The following is a 22,568-nucleotide window of genomic DNA, read 5'->3' on the forward strand; positions in this document are numbered from 1 at the left end:
CGACGATTGCGTCGGCTGCCTGCGCGCCGGAAACTGCTGCGAGAGCTGCAGCGGAGCCGAGAAGAAGGCTCTTGATGTTCATTTCTGACCTCCAGACAAAATCGGGTTCGAACTACCAATGTTGAAGCGCTGGAATAGATTCATCGTAGGCAACGATGGGTTCAATGAAACGTGCCGAGTCCAATGGATGGCCAGGGGGAACCACTCGAGGTTGCGAGGTTCTTCTGAAGTATCTGGACGCTGGACACTCCATGCTCTGCACGAAGTCTGGCGGGGCTAGCGCGATCAAGCGTTCAACAACAGTTGAACGGCTGTCAGAATTGCGGAAAGTGTGCATAATTGGCAAACTAGAACAATTAGTTATCGGAACTGATCGCGAAGAGGGTGAGAGTCTTCTTCGCCGAAGCAGCCAAAATCATTGAATGCAGGAGAATTAGGAGACAATCCAGGGAGGAAGAACAATGAAAAAAAGGAACGTATCGCGTCGAGAGTTGCTGGGAGCATCGACGCTTGTCGGAGCAACTGCGATTGGCGCTCTTGCTGCGCCGCCCGTGCTGGCCCAGGCCCCAACCGTCATCAAAATGCAATCATCCTGGCCCGCGTCGGATATCTGGATGGATTTTGCTCGCCAGTACGTCGAACGGGTCGAGCGAATGTCCGGCGGACGCCTGAAATTCGAACTTATGCCCGCCGGCACGGTTGTCGGCGCGTTTCAGGTGCTCGACGGCGTCAATGACGGCGTGATCGACGCAGCCCACACCGTTCCGGTCTATTGGTACGGCAAGCACAAGGCAGCCTCTCTTTTCGGTACAGGGCCGGTATTCGGCGGCAGCGCAACCACCATGCTCGGATGGTTCCATCAAGGCGGAGGCAAGGACCTCTACCGGGAACTCACCCAGGACATCATGGGTCTGAACCTCTATGGTTTCTATGGCTTTCCGATGCCTGCGCAGCCGTTCGGCTGGTTCAAGAATCCGGTCGCGACCGTGAACGACGTCAACGGTCTCAAATATCGTACGGTCGGGCTTGCCGCCGATCTCATGCAGAACATCGGCATGAGCGTTGCTCAACTTCCGGGCGGCGAGATCGTGCCGGCGATGGAGCGGGGCGTCATCGACGCTTTCGAATTCAACAACCCGTCGTCGGATCTACGGTTTGGTTCGCAGGATGTCGCCAAGAACTACATCCTGTCGTCCTATCATCAGGCGAGCGAATCCTTCGAGTTCCTCTTCAACAAGGATGTATTTGACGACCTTCCCGACGATTTGCAGGCGATACTCGAGTATGGCGTGGAAGCCGCAAGCACCGCGAATACCGCATCCGCGATGGACAACTACTCAAGCGACCTACAAAAACTCCAGACTGAACATGGCGTAACCGTGCATCGCACGCCCAAGGAAATCCTGGATGCGCAGCTGAAGGCCTGGGATGAGATCATCCCCACGCTTGAAGCGGATGCGTTCATGAAGAAGGTGCTCGACAGTCAGCGGCAGTGGGTTGAGAGGGTCGTATATTACGAGTTGATGAATTCGGCCGATCTAGCACTCGCCTACGAGCATTATTTTCCCGGAAAACTGAACCTCGGAAAATAAGTCGTAAGGGCCCGGAGTTCCGGGCCTCCTTCTGATGAACGGGATGGGGGCCTCTATGCTGCGTTACATCGCATTCGCCGACGACTTGTCGGCGTGGTTCGGCAAGGTATTCGCATGGGGAATCCTCATCATGGCGTTCGGCGTCGGCTATGAGGTTGTCGCACGCTATCTCTTCCGTGCTCCGACCCCGTGGGCCTTCGATCTGAGCTACATGCTCTATGGAACGCTGTTTATGATGGCGGGAGCCTATACCCTATCGCGTGATGGCCATGTGCGCGGCGACTTCATCTACCGGCTCTGGAAACCGCGCACGCAGGCCAGGTTGGAACTGGTGCTGTATTTCATCTTCTTCTTTCCGGGTATAACCGCACTTGTCTTCTCGGGCTGGAAGTACGCCGAGCGCAGCTGGCGCTACCTGGAGGTCAGTTCCAACAGCCCGGCCGGTGTGCCGATCTTCCAATTCAAGTCCGTGATCGTCGCCGCCGGTATTCTTTTGTTCCTGCAAGGCGTGGCGCAGGTCTTCCGCTGCATTCTCTGCATGCGGACGGGAGAGTGGCCGAAAGCGGCCGAGGATGTCGAAGAACTGGAAAAGGTGCTGCTGGAGACGAAAAGCCTGGACGTGCTCAAGTCCGACGAAGAGGGCTTTCTTTCGTCGCCGCAACTTGACTCTGGACGCGAGCCACGGGATCGGGACCCCCAATGACGGATGCACACATCGCCGTCGGGATGCTTCTCATCCTGATCCTTGCCATCTTCCTCGGTTTCCCGGTGGCTTTCACCTTGATGGCACTGGGTGTCGGCTTCGGATACTATGCCTACTACGATGCGGCCCGCATGTGGCGCGCCTACGATCGCGCGCTCGAATCCGGCGCCGACACCTTCACGCTGGCGGAGACCTGGGTTGGTGGCTTCTTCAACAACCGGATTTTCGATCTGTTCGTCAACCAGACGTATTCGGTGATCCAGAACGATGTGCTGACGGCCATTCCGCTGTTCCTGTTCATGGGATATATCGTTGAGCGGGCCAACATCGTCGACCGGCTGTTCTCGACCCTCTACCGCGTCACGCACCGGGTGCCAGGCTCGATGGCGGTCGCTGCCCTGGCCACCTGTACGCTCTTTGCCACCGCTACCGGCATCGTCGGGGCCGTGGTGACGTTGATGGGGCTGCTCGCCCTGCCGGCGATGCTGAAAGCACGATACGATGTGCGGTATGCGACAGGCGTGATCTGTGCAGGTGGCACGCTCGGCATCCTGATCCCGCCTTCCATTTTGCTGATCGTCTATGCGGCCACCTCCGGAATCTCGGTCGTGCGCATGTACGCGGCGGCGCTCCTGCCCGGCATCATTTTGGCAGGTTTTTATCTTGTCTATGTGGTCGGCCGCGCAATCCTGCAGCCGCACCTGGCGCCGCGGCCAACGAAGGAGGACGTGGGGCAGCATACGCCGGTCCAGCTCGCCTGGATGATGCTTACATCCTTTGCGCCGCTCACCTTTCTTATTTTTGCGGTGCTCGGTGCCATTCTCTTCGGCCTGGCGACCCCGTCGGAAGCCGCCGCAATCGGTGCGTTGGGTGGGCTTGCGCTTGCGGCCGCCTATCGGGCTCTCACCTGGCAGCGATTGAAGGAGTCGGTCTATCTGACGGCGCGAACGACCGCGATGGTCTGCTGGCTGTTCGTCGGTTCAGCGACCTTTGCGTCGGTATTCGCCTATCTCGGCGGTCAACAATTCATCAGTGATTTCGTGACCAGCCTGGATATGTCGCCGCTGATGTTCCTGATCTTGGCCCAGATCATCATCTTCATTCTCGGCTGGCCCCTGGAATGGACTGAAATCATCGTGATCTTCATCCCGATCTTCATTCCGCTGTTGCCGCATTTCGGGATTGACCCATTGTTTTTCGGCGTCCTCGTAGCAGTCAACCTGCAGACGGCGTTCCTATCGCCACCGATGGCGATGTCGGCATATTACCTGAAGGGAGTTTCGCCCGCGCATGTTAAGCTGACCGACATCTTCCGCGGCATGATGCCCTATATGTTGATCGTCGTGTTCTGCATGGTGGTCATCTATCTGTTCCCGAGCATCGTCTACATGCTGCCGGATGTACTCTATGGAGGGCCGAGATAATGCGTTTCTCGGCCCAGGAATCGATTGGGAAAGACCGATGAACAGACGCCGGACCTTTGCACTCGTCGCGTTCCTGGCCCTTGTCGCCTTCTGCTCGGTCATCCTGACATTCGTGCCACGCATCGATCTCGCGGCTGCGCTGCTGATCGGAATTCTCCCTGCGGGGTATGATATCTGGGATCAGCTGTTTCGGCGGTCGCCAAAATCGCCTGAATAGATTGCACGTGTCTTCCGCTCCGAGAGGGGGCCCGCCGCGAGAGAATTTCATTCGATCAATGTGGCGCAGCTTCGCGGTATGAGAGCGTGACAACTCCAACGACAGCCTGGATATTTCCACTTCACATAAGTCCTTGTCTCAAGCTGCGGTGCGGGCGACTTGAAGTTTTACCGATTCCGCAAACCTCATCACACTTAGTTGATTAATATTTGCGTCTTTTGGTAGATCAATTTAGCATTTGTTTTTGATGTGAAGTGACGGATGTCGGCACAATAAGAATAATTGAATTATTTTGCTCCAAGCATAGCGCAAATGTCGCTCCTGAGCGCTACACAAGTTAGGTTAAATATTTGCAATCACAGAAAAGCCATAAAAAAATCGTCAAATTGTCCGGATCCGCGGTGGTCTTGAACGGTTGTTATTCTTTCCCCTCCTTAGGCGAGTTTATCGCCTGCAATCACGAGGCTGCGCCACAACCGATACTTTTGTGCCGGGTGGGAATGTCCTGGCTGAAAACGCACGGAGGAGTTCTCTTGGAACGAAATGCCGATCTCTCAAAAGCCCCACGCTTCATCCTGCTTGTTTGCGCCCTGGGGCTTAGCACCGCAGGTGCGTTCGCCCAAAAACCGGACGCGCCACGCAATTCTCACCCAGTCCAGCACGGCGATGGATGGGAATGCGATCATGGATACCGGCGCATTGATCGCGCCTGTGATGCGATAGAAATCCCTAAGAACGCTTTTTTGCGTGACTGGGGAAACGGCTGGAAATGCAAGAGGGGCTTTCGCCAGGAGCTCAATCAATGCGTTGCGGTGAGCGTTCCCGCCCATGCGTACCTTGACGAGTTCGCTTCGGATGGATGGGAGTGCGAGGTGGGGTACCTAAAGAGTGGCTCCCAATGCGACCCGATCATCGTCCCCCAAAATGCACACGCTACATACAGTAGCCATGGGCCGGGCTGGGCGTGCAATCGAGGTTACAGGGAGAGTAGTGGCGCTTGCGAAAAGGTGAGGGTGCCGGAGAACGCGTACCCCGATTTTGCAGGCTATGGGCCCGGATGGAAATGCAGGCGCGGCTACACACAAGAAGGTGACGCGTGTCGCGTAATACAAGTTCCCTCACACGCATACCTGACATCGTCAGGTGAAGAATGGAAATGCGAGCGGGGATATTATCGGTTCAACTCCTCCTGTACGAAAATTGAAGTGCCTGGCAATGCTCACCTCGACTATTCCGGTAATGATTGGGAGTGCAACAGAGGCTATGAAAAGCTAGGCAAGAGTTGCCGGCTGGCATATCCGGATACATGAGGTAGCGGCGGCAGGGAAGCGGTGCGCCGGACGGCTTGCGCAACGCTTGTCATGGTCGCTGACCGGCACTTTTAGTATCCCGCCGCTCAGGGCCGAAGAGCGGCGGACGAGATGTCCTCGACCTATCGGTTCAGCTCAGCATTAGCGTTCCCGGGCCATGGTTGTCGTGTCGGATCGGCGGCGGCGTTGCGGTCGTGCACGGCTAACTCTGATTGGGTATCAGGCGTGCAGATGCTCTGCTGGATCAGCCAAGATGAAGTTCTTTCCCCGACGATGTGATCAAGCTTGCGGATGCTGGCAGCCCATAGAGCCGCGCGGACTTCCTTGCATCAAGATTATATCATGATATGATATAAAAATTGAATGGAGGAGATTCCGGTGTCCGAAGCGAAGAGTGACGGTTGGTCGGCGTATCAACCCTCGAAGACAATGTGGTTCTGGTCCATAGTCGGTGCTTCAATACTGACAATGATCGTCGGCTTTACGTGGGGCGGCTGGACTACCGCCGGACGAGCCGAGATGCTCAGGGAGCAGGCGGTAAGGGTGGCTCGTGCAGAGCTAATCTCCGATATCTGCGTTCATAACTTCATCTCCGCCGTCAACGCGGCCGACAATCTGAAAGAACTGAAATCGAAGTCCAGCTGGGAGCGGGACGATTTCATCAAGAACGGCGGGTGGGCAATGGTTGACGGCCTAGCCACGCCGGTACCCGATGCCGCTGACACTTGCGCCGGTGCGCTGGTGGATCTGAAGGAGTTGCCTTCGGTTGCGGATGTCCAGACCAGCAGCTAATGCATCCTTTAGCTTGCGGCTTGGACGCTTGAGCAACCAAAGACAGCCCGTCTGAAATGACTTCAGACGGGCTGTCGTCGTTTTGGGCGGCCGAGGTCGCCCCATCGCGATGGTCATGAACATCGCGCCCGAAGCTGGTCGCCACCGCGCCATGAAGCTTGACCGGCCCCGCAAACTGGCTTTTCGTATTACTTATGCAATAGGCACCATTGCCGCGGAGAAGTCATGCAGGCCGCCAGATCCGATATCAGCCGCCGCGTGAAAGAGATTGTCGCCGAACTATTGGAAATTAGAAGGGAAGCTGTCCGGGATGACACCTCTTTCGTAGACGATCTCCAGGCAGACTCCTTGGAAATTTCCGAACTGGCCACGGCGATTGAGGAGGAGTTCGACGTCTACATCACCGATGCCTCACTGGACAGGATCGTAACCGTTCGCGACATGATCGACTTCATCATCTACTTTAAAAAGTAAGCCCAAAGGAGCTAGAATGGTTCGAGATGATTGGCCTGGCCTGTGGCCGCCACTGCCATTAGATCGAAGCGAATGGAAACGGTTCAGGAAGGCTCTTCTATTGCGGCACCTGTCCGTGGTCGAGACGCCTCCTGCGCGCTCCCTCGAGACCCCGTCTGTTCATTTTTTCGCTGAGCGTGCGGACGGGAATACCGAGGCTTGCGGCTGCACGCAATGTGTTGCCGCCGTTAAACTCAAGCGCTTCCGAAATCAGACGAGCCTCATAGGCGGCCAGCCGCTCCGGCAGCGACAGACCGGAGACTTCTTGCGGATTTGCTTCGACAGGCGGCATTGGGTCGTCCAATCCAAGGGCAAATCGTTCCGCAAGGGCCTTTAGCTCGCGAACGTTGCCGCGCCATTCCCTGCGCTGAAGTTGTCGGGTCGTATCAGGCGCGACGGCCCGCTCGGGGCGGCCATATCTGCGCGCCGCCAGGTTTGCAAAATGGACGAAGAGCAGGCCGATATCTTCCCGGCGCTCCCGCAGAGGCGGAATGCGGATATCCACCGTTGCCAATCGGTAGAAAAGATCCTCACGGAAACGGCCGGCCTCAATGTCGGCCGACAGATCGGTTTTTGCCGCAGCCACGATACGTACATCGACCGGGCGCAACCGGTTCTCGCCGAGCCGCTCGATCGACCGCTCCTGCAACACCCGCAGGATCTTTGCCTGCAGTCCCGATGGCATCGACTCTATTTCATCGAGAAAGAGGGTTCCGCCGCCCGCATGTTCGAACTTCCCTTCACGCTCCGCGATTGCGCCGGTAAAGGCACCTCTGGCATGGCCGAAGACCTCGCTTTCGAAGATGCTGTCAGGCAACGCAGCGCAGTTGATCGCGACAAACGGACCGGAGGACCGGCGGCTTTGCTGGTGCAGGGCACGCGCGACGAGTTCTTTGCCCGTACCCGTTTCTCCAACGATAAGGACATCGATGTCGACATCGGCAAGTGTTGCCACGCGCGCGCGCAAGTCGCAGATCGCCGCGCTGTCGCCGACGATGCCTCCAATCTCCTGCCGTTCGCCAACCAGCCCCTGCAACCGTCCAATCTCGTCCGTCAGCCGTCGCTTCTCGATGGCCTTATCGAGAACCGTGAGCAGGCGCTCGGCGTCGTAGGGCTTCTCGAGAAAGTCCTCCGCCCCATGCTTCATAGCCTGCACCGCAACGTTTACGTCGCCGTGCGCTGTGATAAGCACAACCGGCACATCACTCCTCTGCAAGACGATCGAATTCAGCAGCGTCATTCCGTCGACGCCTGGCATGCGAACATCTGTCACCACCACGTCCGGCACCTGTCTCAGGAAGAACTGAAATGCCTCCTCCGCCCGATGAAAAGCGTCGACTGTAAAGCCACTGATGGTCAGCCAGTCCGTTGCGGCCTTGAGGAGGTCTGGATCGTCGTCTACCAGGAATACGCGCCCGCGGTTCATTGCGCGGCCTCCAGATTGTGAGGACGAGGGGTCCGCAGAGGTACGGAGATCGTCGCACAGGTTCCACCGCCGGGCGCCTCCTGGAAACGGATCTCGCCGCCGCATTCCCGAACGATCGTCGTTGAGATGGACAGCCCCAAGCCCAGGCCTTCTCCGGTCAGCTTGGTGGTGAAGAATGGTTCAAGGACGCGTTCGCGAAGTTCGGGAGCGATGCCTGTGCCGTTGTCAACGATGTGTACCTCAACGCGTCCATCGTCCTGAGTTCGCCGGATGATGATCGAAGGATCGGCACGACCTTCGACCGCATCGAGCGCGTTGAGCAGCAGGTTCAACATCGCCTGTTCCAGTTTGAGCGCGACAGCTGTTACGACGGGGGAAGGGGCCTGCGCTTCGACCCGAGGCGTCAGGCCCAGACCTTTCGCACGCGGGGCGGCCAGTTCCACTGCGTTATGAATGACCGTATCGATCGCGACCTCCTCGAGCTCGGAGGCGTCCTTACGGGCAAAGGTCTTCAGGTGTTTGACGGTGCGCTGCATGCGCTTTACGAGTGAGCGCGCGTCAACGATCTTTGTCCCGACTGCTTCCGGCTCGTTCTTGGTCGCAAGCACCGCCGTCGTCGCGAGCGTGGCGTCGAGTGCGGCGAGCGGCTGGCTCACCTCATGCACGATTGCGGTAGACATACGGCCGAGTGCGGCCATCTTTTCCGAGTGGATGATTTCTTCCTGCATGCGTCGCAGTTCCCTTTCGGTCTTTCGGCGCATTTCAATCTCGCTGGCAAGGTCCTGAGTGCGCGCGGCGACCATGCGCTCGAGCGTTTCACCCTGGCGCAGCCGCTCGCGGATGATCTGGGTGCGCTGATGCAGAAAATAGAGGCCCCCTGTTGCAAGAAGTCCCCCAATCAGCGTTGCGAGTGCCCAAAATCCAGCGAGTTTTGCCGTATCTTCCATGCTCGTTGCTGCCAGCACCCGCCAGCCGCCCTGCTCAACCGCCGAGAAGCGAGCAAGCAATTGTCCCCGTTCATCAGCTATGCGAACGGACGGCTCTTCCGGTCCGCCTTCGGGCAAGCCGGTGTCAGCGGGAAGGATGGGGCTTGTCGCTGCAAGGTCGGCACCCTCGTAAGTGCGCTCCTCGGCCAGTCTTGAGGTGGCCGGCTGCCCGAGCGGTACCAATGGCCGATACTTCCACAGAGGATTGCCGGAGAGAAAGACGATGCCGAAACGGTCCGCAATCGCGGTTTGAACGCCGGCGGCTTCCCAGGCGCGTTCAAGCGGAGAGAGGTCCGCCTTGACGACGACAACAATTGGCGGCTGGCCGGCGCGGTCGATGCGCGAGGCCAGAAAGTATCCCGGTTTCTTCGTCGTCACGCCGATGGCATAGAATCGTCCCTCACCCTGGCGTATTGCTTTGCGGAAGTAGGGACGGAAACTGTAATCATGCCCAACAAAACTCTCCGGCGTCGCGTGGTTGCTTGCAGCCAGGGTTATGCCATTTGCGTCGAGGATGTAGAGCTCGGCAGGTCCGGCCTGCTGCACGATCGTTTCGAGATAGTCGTTGGCAGCTGCAAGCACCGGCGCGGTGCGTTCACCTTTTGCCAGCGCGCGGATGCGTGCATCTTCGCCCACCACCACCGGCAGATAACGAAAACGTTCGATTTCCGTCGTAATCGTCCGGTTGGTCAGAACCAGGCTGCGCTGAAGCTGGCTTTCCAGCGTGCCGAGCGCGACGCCGTTTGCGACGTAGTAGGCAACGAATGGCGCGATACACGTCAAAACGAGCATTGCGATCGTCATGCGGCCGATAGTGCGCGTCATCCTCGGGTCGATCCGTTTCCAGTGTCTTTGGACCACGGAGTCTAACGTCACTTCCGCGTCGCGAGAACCGGAGAATTGCGCTCGATCCTCACACGGCACACTGAGGATATCGGTTCCCTCCTCAGCACGAACGTTTTGCCGGGCACTCCTCATTGGCTGCAGGGACGAAGCACGATCGGCTCGCCGCCCCGCCGGCCAAGTTCGATACAGCTACCGATATCGCAGAGCGTCCAACCGGAAAGAGTGGCGCCTGAAGCGGCCAACACGAGCTCGGGCAAAGGCGGCAGGTGCGGCTGCCAGACCCACCAGCCATCTTCCAACCGGGCGCCTTCGCCGGGCTCCATCCCGGCCCCCGATCCCTTGACACGGGCCTCCTGTAGAACCAACCCATCCGCGGTGATTGCCCAACTCTCCTGCCAGCCCGTCCTTTCTACGGAATGAGTCCAGCCAAGGGTAAAGAGACCGGCTGCAACCGTGATCGCCTTGCCGCCGGTGATGCAAAGCAGGGCGCTCATGTCGTTTTCGGCGTCCTTGCCGCCGGTTCCACTTTCGCAGACCTGGCCTTTCGCCAGACAAGAATCGCGAAGACGGCTGCGAGTGCGAAGCCTGCTTCGTCGGTCGCCGGCAGGGCTGCAAGCATACTGAAAGACGCAGCGGTCGCGAGCGCCCGTTCGAACGCGGAAAGCCGAACCGCTGCAAATCCGATGACCGCAGCGCCCCAAAGGCCGATGGCAAGAGCCGTCTTAAAGACGATGTATGCGACCGCTGCCGGGTAGCCGAGGCTCGCCGCGAGCGGGCCGCCGTCCTGAAGCATCAGCGCGGGCGAATAGACCGCCATGAACGGGATGACAAACCCGGCGGCGGCAACCTTGATCGCCTCGATCGAAATCTTAAGGCCACTTTCGCGTGCGATCGGCGCAGCCGCGAAGCAGGCGAGTGCGACCGGCGGTGTGAGGTCGGCAAGGATGCCGAAGTAGAACACGAACATGTGGCTGACGATCAGCGGCACGCCGAGTTCCAAAAGTGCGGGGCCGGCAATCGACGAGGTGATGATGTAGTTGGGGATCGTGGGAATGCCCATGCCAAGGACAAGGCAGGTGACCATCGTCAGCAGCAGGGACAGAAAGAGGCTTTTGCCGCCGACTGAGACGATGAACTGGCCAAAGGTGTTTGCGGCACCCGTCAAAGTCATCGTGCCGATGATGATGCCGACGAGTGCGCAGGCGATCGCCACTGGCAGCGCCGTCTTGGCACCCTCGGCAAGCGCGTCGCGGCAGATTAGAAGCGTTTCTCTACCGCCCTGGCGAAAGGCGTTGGCAAGGACGAGCGCGGTCAGTGCGACCATGATGATCTTGATGCCAAATTGGAAGAATGCGGCTGCGACAAGGCCGAGGCCTACCCAGAAAATGACGCGGATGATCGTTGAACTGATCCCGAGCGCGAGTGAACTGCCAAGGATGAGCAGCAACGTGAAGCCGAGGCCAACCGTGCCGGCAAACAGCGGCGTATAGCCAGAGAAAAGCAGCCAGACGAGCGCTGCAAGCGGCAGGATCAGGTACCAGCCCTTGGCGATTGCCGCACGCGCCGAAGGAAGTTCGGTTTTCGGAAGTCCAAGCAGCCCCTGTTTTCCGGCCTCCAGATGCACCATCCAGAAGGCGGAAGCGAAATAAAGGATCGCCGGGATGAGCGCCGCCTTGACGATCTCGTGATACTCCACACCAAGCGTTTCTGCCATGATGAAGGCCACGGCCCCCATCACCGGCGGCATGATCTGGCCGCCCATCGAGGCGGTCGCCTCGACACCGCCGGCAAAGGCCGGCCGATAGCCGAACCGTTTCATCAAAGGGATGGTGAACTGCCCGGTCGTGACGACATTGGCCACGCCAGAGCCTGAAATCGTGCCCATCAGTCCGGAAGAAATGATCGATACCTTCGCCGGCCCGCCGCGCCGTGCACCAACCAGGCTGAGAGAGACGTCGTTGAAGAGCTGGATCATGCCCGCCTTTTCCAGGAAGGCGCCGAAGAGGATGAACAGAAAGATGTAGCTTGAAGAGACCAGGGTCGGGATCCCGTAGATGCCCTCGGTGCCGTAGGCCATGTGGTCGATGACCTGAGAAAAACCGTAGCCCCGGTGATCGAGCGGGGAGGGCAGGTACTCGCCGAACAGGCAATAGGCCAGGAATATGCCGGAGATGACGGGCAGCGCCGGGCCCATCAGTGCCCACGCGGCGGCAAAGACGACAGCAATGCCGAGCACGCCGAAAAAGATATCGATCGGCAGCGGGTCGCCAGCCCGCACCAGAAGATCCGCATACTCATAGCACTGGTAAAACGCGACACTCATTCCCAGCACCGACAAACCCCAGGCCATTATGCGTGCTACTTTACCCTTGCCGGTCATGGCGGCGAGCAGCGGGAATATCAACACCGTGACGAAGCCGACGTGGATAGCGCGCACGAGCTGACTCGGTGGATCGATCAGATGGGCGGCCGTGGCGATCTGAAAGATGGAAAACAGGAAGGCGATCGCAAAGAGCAACCGCCCTTCGCTTGTCCTTGGAAATCCACCCGCGAGCGCATCGTGCTTCGTGAGATCGACGGCCGGGCCGCTGGCCGGTGTCATGGTATCGTGCATGTTTCCTCCCGATATATCCGCTGGGAAAGCACACGTCCGTGCGGCATCCTCCAACACCGCACGGACGATGTTAAGGCTGTTAGAGCAGCCCCTTTTCCTTGTAGAAACGCTCCGCACCCGGATGCAGGGGGATCGGCATGCCCTTCACCGCATCCTCAAGCTTGATCTTCTCGGCAGCCTTATGGGCGGCCGCCATGGCCGGCAGGTTCTCGAAAAGCTGTTTGGTCATCTGATAGGCGGTCTCGTCGGACACCTGCGAGTGTGTGACGAGAAAGTTGACGACGGCAACCGTGGGGACGTCCTTGTCCTGACCCTGGTAGGTACCGGCCGGAACGGTTGCGGCGATATAGGGCGCGCCGAGCTTGGCGGCGATATCTTCAGGAACTGAAACCATCTGCACGTCGAGCGAAGTCGCAAGATCCTTGAACGACGAAACACCAAGGCCTGCCGACTGGAGCGTGGCATCCAGCTGACGGTTCTTCATCAGCTCGACGGACTCGGCAAACGGCAGGTATTCCGTTTTTCCGAGGTCCTCATAGCTCATGCCGGCTGCCCCGAGGATCGCGCGCGCGTTGAGCTCGGTCCCCGATTTCGGAGCGCCGACAGAAAGGCTCTTGCCCTTGAAGTCGGCAAGCGTCGCAATTCCGGATTCCTTCGACGCCATGATCTGGATATAGTTCGGATAGATCGCGGCGATGCCGCGCAACTTGTCGAGGGGCGCCTTGAAGCCCGCCTCGGCATTGCCTTCCCAGGCGAGCTTGACGGAATCCCCAAGTGCAAAGGCGATCTCGCCGCGGCCCTGCTGCAAGAGGTTCAGGTTTTCGACAGAGGCCTTGGTCGCTTGGACCTGTGTGCGGACACCCTCGATTTTCTCGCCATAGATCTTCGATAGCGCGACCCCGAGCGGATAGTAGACGCCGGAAGTTCCGCCGGTCAGAACGTTGACGAATTCGTCGGCCCGCGCTGAAGCAGCGGTCGTGGCAATGGAAATGGTTGTCAGCGCCGCGATCGCGGCCCGTTTCATGGCATTTTTCATGCAAATTCCTCCCGTTTGTTCGTGACGCAGTGTCTCCCGTCTGCATCCGATTGAAAGTGTCAGCAAGAACTGGGCCAACTCAAACACGGCGGCTCTTCAGGGAAAGGTTCCCCACATCTTGACGGCTTCCGGCAAGAAATTGCCGAAGCGTGCGTCTTGCGGCAGAATTTTGCCGTCCGGTTGTTAAGCGCATCTCCTGAGCGCGAAACCCGTTCGCTCCTGTTTTCTCCGTGTCAGGGAGTGCAATGTCCCTCCCAGGGACCTCGGACTTCGGTTACTTCCGGCTGATCAAAAGCCGAGAAGCGCAGGCCTGGCCAAAGCGAAGCATCTGGTCGCGCAGAGAGGGCTCGACCACGCGCCGCGCCGCTTCCCTGTAGTCGAACCATGCCAATCGTCGCTGGCCCTTCTCAGGAAAGTTTGCGCAGCATTGGACGACTTCCAGAGCGTGGATCTGAACCCTGCAAGAAATGTTGAAACCGCCGTCCATTCGCTTCCTGTAAAAATAGTGGCCGAGGGGGGCGATCTGGCACCTGCCTTTCACGCCGGCCTCTTCAAAAGCTTCGCGGGCTGCGACCTCATGGGCGCTCTTTCTCTTCATCGGCCATCCCTTTGGAATGACCCAGCGACCCGTGTCCCGGCTCGTAATCAAGAGGAACTCCGGAGCGCTCGTATTGTTAAGACGGTAGCATAGGGCCGCGTACTGCATTCGCGCGGGGCGGCGAAGCATCAAGTTCAGGTCGGAGGCGATCTGGCCTAACAGGTTCACGGGTACCACCCGATAGAGCTTACCGGTGTTCCTCCCGGTAGCTTCCCTTTCTTGCGGGTTGAAAACAAAAGATAACGTCTGAAGGGGCTCTCTGTTCCCAAGGCGGCGTCATGCCCTCGGGTTCGCATGAGGGGGCATGCCGGCAAAGCTATGCCGAGCGCCCGCCAGTACGTTATCATTCCAAATTGCGGGCGTTCACTCGCACGTTTTCAAGCTATCGCGCTCCTGGAGCAGCATTAGATAACGGCGCCTCATATCGTCGACGGATATGTCGCCGTTGATCCAGAATTGCACGAGAGCATGGAATTCAGGATGGTCATCGATCGGAAAATTCTGATCGCGCCATTTGGCGATGACACGATCGGCGATGTCTTTACGGGTTGTCATTCGCGTCCTGTCTTGGCCGAGCGGTCGTGACCTTGACCTTTTTCACACGCCAGCGTCACGCGACGTGGCGTCGGTATTAACGAAGTCTCGACGGTGTTGCCAGCGTGCTCATTGACACTGGGCCTTGCTCGTTGGAAGAGTCGAACAGATTATGAGAGGGAAAAAACGCATGTCAGACGAAAACAAACCTGATGACGCCGCCGTCGTCACGGAAGCAACAGCTCCGGCACAGGTGACGGCGCCGAAGAAACGCGGACCGCGGGCGAAGAAAGTAGCGGACGTGTCTACTTCAGAGCCAAGCGTCGCGCCGGCCGCCAAGCGGGGCCGCAAGCCCAAGGAGGCACGGGCCGTGGCAGTGCCGGAGGTCACTAAGAAAAAGGGTATGGCGAAGAACACCGAAAAAGGCACTGCGTCGAAATCGTCGGCGAAGGAGCCACTCTCGGTGCTGGGCGAGATCGCGGATCTTCTTCAGCTCGAGGAAGAGAATGCGCGGCTGCGCAAGGCGCTCAGTGAGAAGCTGCGGGCGGAGAATGCCGATCTGCGCAAGCGGCTCGGAATTGCTTGAAGCACGTCGTGAAAGGCCGATCGGTTGCGCGATCGGCCATCGTCCTCACATTTATCTGGGATGGGCGTCGTATGCCCAGGGTGACGAGGCGTCATGAAATCACCATGGAAGTTCTTGCTTGATCTGGCGTCGCGAGGCAGAGCTGCCGGAGCGGCAGAGGAAGCAACGAAACCCGAGACGGAGTACCCGCACGCGCCACCTGCCAACCCTGGTTTTGCTATAGACCCCTCAGTACCTGACGAGCCAGCAACTGCGTTGGGGGTGGCGCCAATTGAGGTCGCAAGCGATCCGGGCGCTGAAGCGGCGAATAGTGCTGCTAATGTGCCTGCCGGTGATAATACGGCGTCTGCCTCGCCAAAGTCGGCCGATACCAGCGAGCGGATCGATCGGCCCAAAAGAAAACCGTCGAGACGGCAAATACGAGCAAAGAAATCGAATGCCGCTGAAGTTGCGGTAGCCGCCAAGGTCGAGTATGGAGCAGCAAACTCCGACGTCCACGTGCCGCAGTCGGCATTTTTCGATGAAGCTACCGCACTGGACGGCGACATCAAGCAACTAAGGCGGGACCTCGCGGAAAAGCTGTCTTTGCAGAACGCCCAGCTCAGGAAGCTGCTCGAGCGATTCTGATGCGCGATGCCGCGACTTGCCGCTCTTGACCCTTGGATATCTATGAAGCCACAGCAGCGGAATTTTATCGTCGAAGTGAAGTCCAGTCGCAGGCGGTCGACCGTTCGGCCAACCTCGATCTGGGGCGACACCGATCTGAAGGCGCTGGTGCGCGAGGCCGAAGTTTCAGCGCCGCATCTGTTTGACGCCGACGGTGAAGCGGGCAACGCCGCTCCCCGGCGAAGTGGTGAGCCGAGCGCGGATGTAGAAAGAACGATGGCTCAGGGCTCACAAAGCGGCAGCGTTGCTGCCGTGGCGGAGGAAACAGCTGTCCTGCCGCAGTGCGTCGAAGAAATTTTTACCCCGTTGGTCGAGATTGCGTCGGCAACTCTGGCCGCGCCACAGCTTCCAAAGCGTCCGCGCCGACCGCGTGTCTTGCGTCGCGCCCAAGGGGAGGCCACGGTTTCGCCAACGGAAGTCACGGTCGACGAGCTTGCCGGGCTCGAAGAAGAAAACCGCAGACTGAAGGGGCTTCTGGCGCGACGGCTTCGACGGGAAAATGCGTTGCTTAGAGAGATGCTCCAGCGGTTTTAAGCAAACAGGAAGATTGGGCGGGTTGACCCAGTCACCGTGCCCCTTTGCCGTCGCAATCGTATCTTGCGCTGACATTAAAGCTTCCTATCTCTGGTGCGATCCTCGACATGGAGCCTCGAGATGGACCGACTGGCAACGCGTTCACGTTCCGATTACGAGATGGAAATTCTTCCTCCGAAGCGCGAGGAACGAGACGTCCGAAATACGGTGACGTGCCTCTGTTGCCAAAAGAAGCGGCTCGCCTCGCACATGGACGCCGACGGCTGCGGCATTTGCGAGGAATGCCTCGCACCGTGAGGTCGATCACACCACGGCGTCACCTAGGACGTTGGCGAACCGCAACGAAGCGTCAATGCAGTTGTTCGACGGTCAGATTGGGCGATCTCTGTCGATCCCGATCAGGCGGGGCGATGCGGCAATCGAGCAGCTAGGTAAGCCGATGTCGCGCGCTTCAACTCATATGCGGTCGAGGTGCGTAAAATCCTTGGCCATATGAAATGACGACGTTGAAGGTTGTTGATTTTTGGGTGGAATGCTTAAAGCTCCCCTGAAGTTCCATAACCTATGTTACCTGATTTCTTGTAAAAACATAACAAAAACAACACACTAAAGCGTGCGGGCGGCCGCCGGCGAAGGCCGTGTCGGTGAGTTGGCCTGCATCCCCCCACGACAGTCCTACCGAATGATGCGGCTCCTGTCCGCCCTTCACGCAATCGGATCTGCTGAGCTATATCTGAGACAGCAACCGCCCTGCGGAGGGTATATCCATGAGAAAGTTTCAAGGTGCAAATCGCTTAGATCGACAACGGAGTGAACTGACGAGCACGCCCGTCGAAAGCGCCTTTTGGGAATCGGAGAACGAGGCCGAGTACACGATCGGATGGGTTCGGATCACGGTGGGCCTTGCATTGTTCGCAAGTGGTTTCCTCGTGTCCTCCGAAGCCGCCGACTTCGCTCCAGGGCTCAACTTGACCCAACTTCGCGTAACGGCGCTGACTACCGTCGCAGCCTTTCTAGGTCTCGGCGTCACATCATTCCTGCTCGTGATTAGCCGTCAGTTCAGGCCCTGGATGGCATTTGCGCTGGTGACCGGCGATGCAGCGATCGTGGGAGCCAGTCTCTATTTTGCACTGAAGGACACCGGTCTGGGGGGCAACTGGGTGGTGATCATACCGACGATCTGGGCCGTACCCCTCCTTCTCTCAGTGGGCGCGCTTCGATATAGGCCACTCGTTCAATTATGGGCCACGTCAGCAGCAATGATTGCCGTGGTCAGCGTCGTGGCAGGGCTTGGCTTTAGCCTGGAAGGCATCGCGGACTCGACAGAGGGACAGAGCGTAAGCCGCCTGCTTTCCCTTCCTCCTTATATAATGCGAGCGGTTATGCTGTTGCTGATGGGTTTGGTAACCGCATTGGCAATGGCACGTTCTCGTCGGCTTTTGATCCGCATAGCACGCGAGACAGCCAAGCGCGCAAACCTCGCTCGTTTCCTGCCAGCAGAAATTGCGCCATTGGTGGGAGAGAATGACGTAGCAACCTGGCGGCAAGGTCGCCGGCAGCAGGGCACGATCCTGTTTGTCGATATACGGGGGTTCACAGCCTACGCAGAAAAACTAGACCCCGCGAGACTGTCCGTCTTCATCTCTTCCTTTCGACGGCGCGTCATGCGGGCGACCGAGGCATCGGGCGGAGTTATCGACAAATTCATAGGTGACGGCGCTCTTATTGTCTTCGGTATTCCAGAGCCTCGGGTGGATGATTGCGCGCGGGCGATAGCCTGCGCTTGTCGGATACTTGCGCTTGTGGACCAATGGAACGCCAAGCGCGGCTTCAATCCGCCTATCCGCGTCGGGATCGGCATCCACAGCGGTGAGATGTACTATGGACTTGTCGGTGACGAACATCGCCTTGAATTCACGGTGCTTGGCGACACTGTCAATGTCGCTGCCAAGATAGAACAGGCTACCAAGCGTTTCGATGCCCCGCTGCTTGCCTCCGAGGCGGTCGTTATGCAGGCCGGACAACAGAACGCATGGGTCGCGGTTGGCCAGGAGCCATTGGGCGGACGTGGCGAGCATGTGGCACTCTTTGCCTTCGCGGGGACGAAGCCGCCCGAATAAGCAATGATGGACCCGCCGGCGGTAGCTTCGCCTCGCATGCTCGCACCCCTGCCCTGCGACCATGCACCAAATGATCTCAATCAAACATGCAAGGCCACCTCGTCGGCGGGAAAAGGCCGGGCGGAAGCTTTGTGGAGGCGTCGCCGCACGCTAAATCGATCTGAGACTGCCGCAACCCGGTTGCTCCGGACAAATCGCTTCCCTCGATACGCGTCAGAAAGAGAATAGAGCGGTCGAATGCTGTCGATCCCACGAATGATGTGCCGGTGAAGTCGACCCGAGACAGGTTTGCGAGCGAAAATCGAACGTCTTGAAGTCTTGCGCCGCTGAATTTGGCGCGGCCGAGTTCCGATTTTTCAAAGTTGACATCGATCAGTTGTGCTTGGCTGAAGTCAACGCGCTGCAATTCTGCGCTGCTAAAAGTGGTTCCCTCAGCCGAAAAACGGACGAAGCTCGCGCGGTGGCCTTCAACGCGTGTGAAGTTTGCCGTCTTCGCGATAGCCCCGGCGAGCGAAGCTCGTACGAGTTTCGCTTTCTCAAAATTGGCTGCGCTTAAGTCAGCATCACGAAGGTCGGTCATGCTGATGTCCGCACCGGAAAGGTTTGCGCCCTCCAGATCGGCCCCCCTTAGCATGAGGTGACTCCTATTGCAGCCGCTCCAGTTCACGCCCGGCGCCGGCCAGCTCTTGCAATGCGAGGCCTGAGCAGAGCCCGCGAATAGAAAAAGCACCAGTGTCGCCAACTCGAATACGAGCGTGAGCGATATTCGCATCAAACGTCGGCGCGTTCCGGAGATGCGCGCCGAAGTGTTTCCGAGGCAACGGGTGGGTACAGTTTGGATCTTAAATTCGTCGTGTCGCATCACGATCCATATCCCGTGGCTTTTGCAGATCGCTTTGGCAATCCAAACATCGATTCGGCGGGCATCGGCGTGCTGTCCAGTGTTACCGGGCTTTGGTCGCTCAGACATTGACGCGGATCAACGACCCTATCGGCCGTGAATGCCCAATCGCCTCCCGTGGCGTCCGTTTTTGACGCGCGTCCAAGCCAGTTCGCTTGCGAGCCGATCGGGCTGGCGGCATTGCTGGCGGCTGACCTCAACGGACCACTTCCACTCATCATGATCGACTTATCGGAGGCCGTGGAGACGCCTCGCCACGTTGGAGCATTGCCAGGACATGCAGTCGACGCAATCGCCAACGTCGATCTGACGGTATCAACGCCAAGCCCGAGGCCATTGCATGGTAAAGACCGTCACGGTGGAATCTGGGAGGTCGATCCAAAAAATCCTGATTGGGCGTTGCTGCGACCTTCGGCAAATTGCCGGTCTCTCAGAGACTGTCACTGCTCGCAAGAACCAAGGCTCTAAATTGATAATCGGGAACGATGCTGCACAACCGCTTTTAACAGGGGGCGCACAGAATGGGAAAAAAAGCCTCGTCTCCGTCCGTGGTTGCAAAGAAATCCATCGGGGCCGAACTTAAACCTCCACCCTTGCGGCAGCAGCCGCCACCGCGGTCACTGCCCTTGCATGAATGTACGCATCTCTTCAGGGGTCACCTTGCCGTCGTTGTTGGCATCCACACTGTCAAAGATGCGCTTGTGAATGGCTGTAACCTCTTCGAAGGATAACGCCCCATCCCCGTCGGCATCCGCGATCGCGAACATGATCTTCATCATGTGGCCGTGCATGGGTCTCATTCCGCCCATCATTCGATGCTGGCGGCCGCCCATCGTCATCCCAGGCATCATCTGCGACTGATCCTGCTGCGCTTCGGGGGCCGTGGCCTCACCATCTCCGGATTGAGCAAAGACCGGGACAGTGAAAATGAGGGGAATGAACATGGCTACCGCGGCCATGCCCACGAATTTTGTCGATATCATCGTGTTCTCCTTTGGTTCGGGTTAAACGATAACGGCGAGAGCCAGGTCCCAGGACCCGAGCCTTGCGATCAGTGAATGATAGCATCCTTTGAAAGTGAGATGATGGCTTCGGATCAAATAGCCGCCGTGGCCGCGTCAACTTCGCTTGAGCGTCCGGGTTACGGGTGACGATCACGCCATGCGGCGGGGGCTCCTTCTCGGGAAATAGCTGCCGGCACGAAGCATCGGGACACGCGGCTCGGCCGTCCCTGCACGTGTTTCCCAGTCCCGTTCCCGATAGACGTTGCGTTGCGCAAGCCGGAACGCGTTTTTCTCGCCGTAGGCCGCGCACGTCTTCGCGCCGACCTCCAACTCCATCAGTTTCTCAGCGGCGATCCTTACCTGTTGGGCCTCAGAAGCCGGCCGCATTGCGAAGACCATTTTCGAAGCTCAAGCGCCCTTCAGCCACTTTGACGCTCATCAAAGAAGGTTTGGGTCAGCGGGTACACAATCGTCGGCGTCCACAGGTAACACCGGGCGCCATGTAGGGGAAAATCGATGAAGGCTCTTGTCTACGAAGCGCCGGGACGCACGTCCCTCATGGAACGACCAATTCCCACGATTACCGACGCGGGCGATGCCATCGTAAAGGTGACAAGGACCACTATCTGCGGCACGGATTTACACATCCTCAAGGGTGATGTGCCGACCTGTACCGCCGGCCGGATACTCGGGCACGAGGGTGTGGGCATCGTCGAGGAAACAGGCGCGGGCGTCAGTCAATTCAGTAAGGGAGACCGGGTCCTGATCTCCTGCATTTCGTCCTGCGGCAAATGCGACAACTGCCGACGAGGCATGTTTTCCCACTGTGTCACCGGCGGCTGGATCCTGGGTAACATCATAGACGGAACACAGGCCGAATATGTCCGCATTCCCCACGCCGACACCAGCCTCTATCCGATCCCGCAAGGTGCCGACGAAGAAGCGCTCGTCATGCTCAGCGATATACTTCCGACGGGATTTGAATGCGGGGTCCTCAACGGCAAGGTACAGCCGGGCAGCACGGTGGCCATAGTCGGTTCTGGGCCGATCGGGCTGGCAGCACTTTTGACTGCGCAATTCTACGCACCTGCGGAAATCATCATGGTCGATCTCGATGAAAACCGGCTCGCGATGGCCAGGCGCTTCGGCGCGACGCAAGCCATTAACGCGAGTGGCGAGGATGCTTGGCGGCAAGTGCTCGCAATAACCGGAGGCAAGGGCGTCGACACATCAATAGAAGCCGTTGGCGTTCCGGCGACCTTCGAGCTTTGTCAGGAGATCGTTGCGGCGGGCGGCGTGATTGCCAACATCGGCGTACATGGCGTCAAGGCGGACCTGCACCTTGAAAAGCTGTGGTCACGGAACATCTCGATCACGACCAGATTGGTGGACACTGTCAGCACTCCACTGCTTTTGAAGACTGTGCAATCTGGCAAGATTGACCCGAAGAAGCTTATCACGCATCGGTTTCACCTCGACCAGATCTCTGATGCCTACGAGACTTTCGCTCATGCTGAAAGCACCGGAGCTTTAAAGGTGATCATCGAGACTGACACGGCGCAGGCGGCGTCGGCGCACACGACAGGAAAACGGGGATTGCAGTCTCGATCGCCAGTGAGCGACGAATGGAGCTGCGATCTCCTGACGCACACCGGCCTTGCGCTTCACATCCGGCGGGTAAGTGCCGAGGATGATGCGCTTCTCGCCGATTTTTTTGCTCACGTGACGCCGCAGGACCTTCGGTTCCGATTCTTGGGCGGAATCCGCGAAGTGAGTCAGGAACGCCTTCTGTCGATGACCAGGGTCGATCACCGGACGACGGAGAATTTCCTCGCGTTCGGGCAGGACGACAAAACGATCATCGCGACGGCAATGATTGCCTGCGACAGTTCGACAGCTATAGCGGAAGTGGCGATCTCCGTTCGCGCCGAAGCCAAGCGCAGAGGCGTTGCCTGGGAAATGCTGCGTCACGCGGCTCGCTACGCGCAAGCTTGCGGCGCCAAGTCCATCGAGTCACTTGAAAGCCGCGCGAACTACGAGGCTATCGAACTGGAGCGGGAACAGGGTTTCACGGCGGTGCCGTATCCCGAGGACGCGACACTGATGCTCATCCGCAAGGATCTCATGCGCGCTTGACGTCCTAGCCTTTGGCTTGATGGGCGCCGT

The 22,568-nt window shown here is 58.5% G+C and carries 21 protein-coding genes and 2 pseudogenes; 12 read left to right on the plus strand and 11 right to left on the minus strand.

The genetic code is table 11. From position 1 onward, the window contains the following. Window positions 1-461 precede the first annotated feature (461 nt). The 4 genes from ACIQUG_RS32980 to ACIQUG_RS32995 are packed head-to-tail and all read left to right on the plus strand — an operon-like array spanning window position 462 to window position 3,936. Window positions 462-1,592, plus strand: a complete 1,131-nt coding sequence (locus ACIQUG_RS32980) for a TRAP transporter substrate-binding protein (protein ID WP_402326557.1) — start codon at window positions 462-464, stop codon at window positions 1,590-1,592. 55 nt (window positions 1,593-1,647) lie between these two features. Beyond that, window positions 1,648-2,295 (plus strand): TRAP transporter small permease subunit, encoded by a 648-nt coding sequence (locus tag ACIQUG_RS32985; RefSeq protein ID WP_402326558.1) that lies wholly within the window; start codon window positions 1,648-1,650, stop codon window positions 2,293-2,295. Beyond that, entirely contained in the window at window positions 2,292-3,719 is a 1,428-nt protein-coding gene (locus ACIQUG_RS32990) for a TRAP transporter large permease subunit (RefSeq protein ID WP_402326559.1), read from the plus strand. The genes ACIQUG_RS32985 and ACIQUG_RS32990 overlap by 4 nt, the downstream gene beginning before the upstream one ends. Before the next feature lie 37 nt (window positions 3,720-3,756). After that, window positions 3,757-3,936: a hypothetical protein gene (locus tag ACIQUG_RS32995; protein ID WP_402326561.1), complete on the plus strand. Its 180-nt coding sequence runs from the start codon at window positions 3,757-3,759 to the stop codon at window positions 3,934-3,936. Between the two features lie 554 nt (window positions 3,937-4,490). Here the strand turns inward: ACIQUG_RS32995 and ACIQUG_RS33000 are convergent. Next, window positions 4,491-4,766, minus strand: coding sequence for a hypothetical protein (locus tag ACIQUG_RS33000; protein ID WP_402326563.1), 276 nt, complete (start codon window positions 4,764-4,766; stop codon window positions 4,491-4,493). 858 nt (window positions 4,767-5,624) lie between these two features. Between ACIQUG_RS33000 and ACIQUG_RS33005 the strand changes: the two genes are divergently transcribed. Next, on the plus strand, window positions 5,625-6,038 hold the full coding sequence (locus ACIQUG_RS33005; protein WP_402326565.1) for a hypothetical protein: 414 nt from the start codon (window positions 5,625-5,627) through the stop codon (window positions 6,036-6,038). 225 nt (window positions 6,039-6,263) lie between these two features. Then, window positions 6,264-6,512: an acyl carrier protein gene (locus ACIQUG_RS33010; protein ID WP_402326567.1), complete on the plus strand. Its 249-nt coding sequence runs from the start codon at window positions 6,264-6,266 to the stop codon at window positions 6,510-6,512. 97 nt (window positions 6,513-6,609) lie between these two features. Here ACIQUG_RS33010 and ACIQUG_RS33015 read toward each other — a convergent pair whose 3' ends face one another. The 7 genes from ACIQUG_RS33015 to ACIQUG_RS33045 all read right to left on the minus strand — a co-directional run bounded on the left by ACIQUG_RS33015 (window position 6,610) and on the right by ACIQUG_RS33045 (window position 14,612). Next, entirely contained in the window at window positions 6,610-7,977 is a 1,368-nt protein-coding gene (locus ACIQUG_RS33015; protein ID WP_402326569.1) for a sigma-54-dependent transcriptional regulator, read from the minus strand. Beyond that, window positions 7,974-9,941, minus strand: coding sequence for an ATP-binding protein (locus tag ACIQUG_RS33020; RefSeq protein ID WP_402326571.1), 1,968 nt, complete (start codon window positions 9,939-9,941; stop codon window positions 7,974-7,976). The genes ACIQUG_RS33015 and ACIQUG_RS33020 overlap by 4 nt, the downstream gene beginning before the upstream one ends. After that, window positions 9,938-10,303: a DUF1850 domain-containing protein gene (locus ACIQUG_RS33025; protein ID WP_043617757.1), complete on the minus strand. Its 366-nt coding sequence runs from the start codon at window positions 10,301-10,303 to the stop codon at window positions 9,938-9,940. Before ACIQUG_RS33025 ends, ACIQUG_RS33020 begins: the two co-directional genes overlap by 4 nt. Then, entirely contained in the window at window positions 10,300-12,423 is a 2,124-nt protein-coding gene (locus ACIQUG_RS33030) for a TRAP transporter permease (protein WP_402326572.1), read from the minus strand. The genes ACIQUG_RS33025 and ACIQUG_RS33030 overlap by 4 nt, the downstream gene beginning before the upstream one ends. A 79-nt stretch (window positions 12,424-12,502) precedes the next feature. After that, window positions 12,503-13,447, minus strand: coding sequence for a TAXI family TRAP transporter solute-binding subunit (locus ACIQUG_RS33035; protein ID WP_043617889.1), 945 nt, complete (start codon window positions 13,445-13,447; stop codon window positions 12,503-12,505). Between the two features lie 286 nt (window positions 13,448-13,733). Beyond that, entirely contained in the window at window positions 13,734-14,225 is a 492-nt protein-coding gene (locus ACIQUG_RS33040) for an NUDIX hydrolase (protein ID WP_043617752.1), read from the minus strand. A gap of 195 nt (window positions 14,226-14,420) precedes the next feature. After that, complete coding sequence (locus ACIQUG_RS33045) at window positions 14,421-14,612, minus strand: hypothetical protein (RefSeq protein WP_052201817.1); 192 nt, start codon at window positions 14,610-14,612, stop codon at window positions 14,421-14,423. 169 nt (window positions 14,613-14,781) lie between these two features. On the opposite strand from ACIQUG_RS33045, the gene ACIQUG_RS33050 reads away from it, so the two are divergent. From ACIQUG_RS33050 to ACIQUG_RS33065, 4 genes are all read left to right on the plus strand, one after another. Beyond that, window positions 14,782-15,177: a hypothetical protein gene (locus tag ACIQUG_RS33050; RefSeq protein ID WP_043617750.1), complete on the plus strand. Its 396-nt coding sequence runs from the start codon at window positions 14,782-14,784 to the stop codon at window positions 15,175-15,177. A 93-nt stretch (window positions 15,178-15,270) separates the two neighbouring features. Next, the gene (locus ACIQUG_RS33055) at window positions 15,271-15,804 is read left to right on the plus strand and encodes a hypothetical protein (protein ID WP_402326574.1); all 534 of its coding nucleotides are present in this window, start codon (window positions 15,271-15,273) and stop codon (window positions 15,802-15,804) included. Between the two features lie 42 nt (window positions 15,805-15,846). Beyond that, entirely contained in the window at window positions 15,847-16,377 is a 531-nt protein-coding gene (locus ACIQUG_RS33060; protein WP_402326576.1) for a hypothetical protein, read from the plus strand. A gap of 767 nt (window positions 16,378-17,144) precedes the next feature. Further along, the gene (locus ACIQUG_RS33065) at window positions 17,145-18,497 is read left to right on the plus strand and encodes an adenylate/guanylate cyclase domain-containing protein (RefSeq protein WP_402326578.1); all 1,353 of its coding nucleotides are present in this window, start codon (window positions 17,145-17,147) and stop codon (window positions 18,495-18,497) included. 76 nt (window positions 18,498-18,573) lie between these two features. On the opposite strand, the gene ACIQUG_RS33070 is transcribed toward ACIQUG_RS33065, so the two are convergent. From ACIQUG_RS33070 to ACIQUG_RS33080, 3 genes and pseudogenes are all read right to left on the minus strand, one after another. Beyond that, on the minus strand, window positions 18,574-19,131 hold the full coding sequence (locus ACIQUG_RS33070) for a pentapeptide repeat-containing protein (protein ID WP_402326671.1): 558 nt from the start codon (window positions 19,129-19,131) through the stop codon (window positions 18,574-18,576). Window positions 19,132-20,015: 884 nt separating this feature from the next. Beyond that, window positions 20,016-20,342, minus strand: a complete 327-nt coding sequence (locus ACIQUG_RS33075; RefSeq protein WP_402326673.1) for a hypothetical protein — start codon at window positions 20,340-20,342, stop codon at window positions 20,016-20,018. Window positions 20,343-20,555: 213 nt separating this feature from the next. Continuing rightward, window positions 20,556-20,756 (minus strand): annotated as a pseudogene (locus tag ACIQUG_RS33080) (transposase); the annotation flags it as partial. A 162-nt stretch (window positions 20,757-20,918) separates the two neighbouring features. On the opposite strand from ACIQUG_RS33080, the pseudogene ACIQUG_RS33085 reads away from it, so the two are divergent. Together ACIQUG_RS33085 and ACIQUG_RS33090 are read left to right on the plus strand one after the other, a co-directional pair. Further along, a pseudogene (locus tag ACIQUG_RS33085) lies at window positions 20,919-21,950 on the plus strand (zinc-dependent alcohol dehydrogenase family protein); the annotation flags it as partial. Between the two features lie 246 nt (window positions 21,951-22,196). Continuing rightward, a complete protein-coding gene (locus ACIQUG_RS33090) occupies window positions 22,197-22,538 on the plus strand; it encodes a GNAT family N-acetyltransferase (protein ID WP_402326674.1) in 342 nt (113 codons plus the stop codon). The last annotated feature ends 30 nt before the right edge of the window (window positions 22,539-22,568 follow it).

Source organism: Ensifer sp. NPDC090286, assembly GCF_044769565.1.
In the GTDB taxonomy this organism is placed as follows: Bacteria; Pseudomonadota; Alphaproteobacteria; order Rhizobiales; family Rhizobiaceae; genus Ensifer.

Coding starts and splice junctions, on each gene's coding strand:
- ACIQUG_RS32980 (WP_402326557.1), top strand. CDS start 462: ATGAAAAAAAGGAACGTATCGCGTCGAGAGTTGCTGGGAGCATCGACG.
- ACIQUG_RS32985 (WP_402326558.1), top strand. CDS start 1,648: ATGCTGCGTTACATCGCATTCGCCGACGACTTGTCGGCGTGGTTCGGC.
- ACIQUG_RS32990 (WP_402326559.1), top strand. CDS start 2,292: ATGACGGATGCACACATCGCCGTCGGGATGCTTCTCATCCTGATCCTT.
- ACIQUG_RS32995 (WP_402326561.1), top strand. CDS start 3,757: ATGAACAGACGCCGGACCTTTGCACTCGTCGCGTTCCTGGCCCTTGTC.
- ACIQUG_RS33000 (WP_402326563.1), bottom strand. CDS start 4,766: ATGGGCGGGAACGCTCACCGCAACGCATTGATTGAGCTCCTGGCGAAA.
- ACIQUG_RS33010 (WP_402326567.1), top strand. CDS start 6,264: ATGCAGGCCGCCAGATCCGATATCAGCCGCCGCGTGAAAGAGATTGTC.
- ACIQUG_RS33015 (WP_402326569.1), bottom strand. CDS start 7,977: ATGAACCGCGGGCGCGTATTCCTGGTAGACGACGATCCAGACCTCCTC.
- ACIQUG_RS33020 (WP_402326571.1), bottom strand. CDS start 9,941: ATGAGGAGTGCCCGGCAAAACGTTCGTGCTGAGGAGGGAACCGATATC.
- ACIQUG_RS33025 (WP_043617757.1), bottom strand. CDS start 10,303: ATGAGCGCCCTGCTTTGCATCACCGGCGGCAAGGCGATCACGGTTGCA.
- ACIQUG_RS33030 (WP_402326572.1), bottom strand. CDS start 12,423: ATGCACGATACCATGACACCGGCCAGCGGCCCGGCCGTCGATCTCACG.
- ACIQUG_RS33035 (WP_043617889.1), bottom strand. CDS start 13,447: ATGAAACGGGCCGCGATCGCGGCGCTGACAACCATTTCCATTGCCACG.
- ACIQUG_RS33045 (WP_052201817.1), bottom strand. CDS start 14,612: ATGACAACCCGTAAAGACATCGCCGATCGTGTCATCGCCAAATGGCGC.
- ACIQUG_RS33050 (WP_043617750.1), top strand. CDS start 14,782: ATGTCAGACGAAAACAAACCTGATGACGCCGCCGTCGTCACGGAAGCA.
- ACIQUG_RS33055 (WP_402326574.1), top strand. CDS start 15,271: ATGAAATCACCATGGAAGTTCTTGCTTGATCTGGCGTCGCGAGGCAGA.
- ACIQUG_RS33060 (WP_402326576.1), top strand. CDS start 15,847: ATGAAGCCACAGCAGCGGAATTTTATCGTCGAAGTGAAGTCCAGTCGC.
- ACIQUG_RS33065 (WP_402326578.1), top strand. CDS start 17,145: ATGAGAAAGTTTCAAGGTGCAAATCGCTTAGATCGACAACGGAGTGAA.
- ACIQUG_RS33070 (WP_402326671.1), bottom strand. CDS start 19,131: ATGCTAAGGGGGGCCGATCTGGAGGGCGCAAACCTTTCCGGTGCGGAC.
- ACIQUG_RS33075 (WP_402326673.1), bottom strand. CDS start 20,342: ATGTTCATTCCCCTCATTTTCACTGTCCCGGTCTTTGCTCAATCCGGA.
- ACIQUG_RS33090 (WP_402326674.1), top strand. CDS start 22,197: ATGACCAGGGTCGATCACCGGACGACGGAGAATTTCCTCGCGTTCGGG.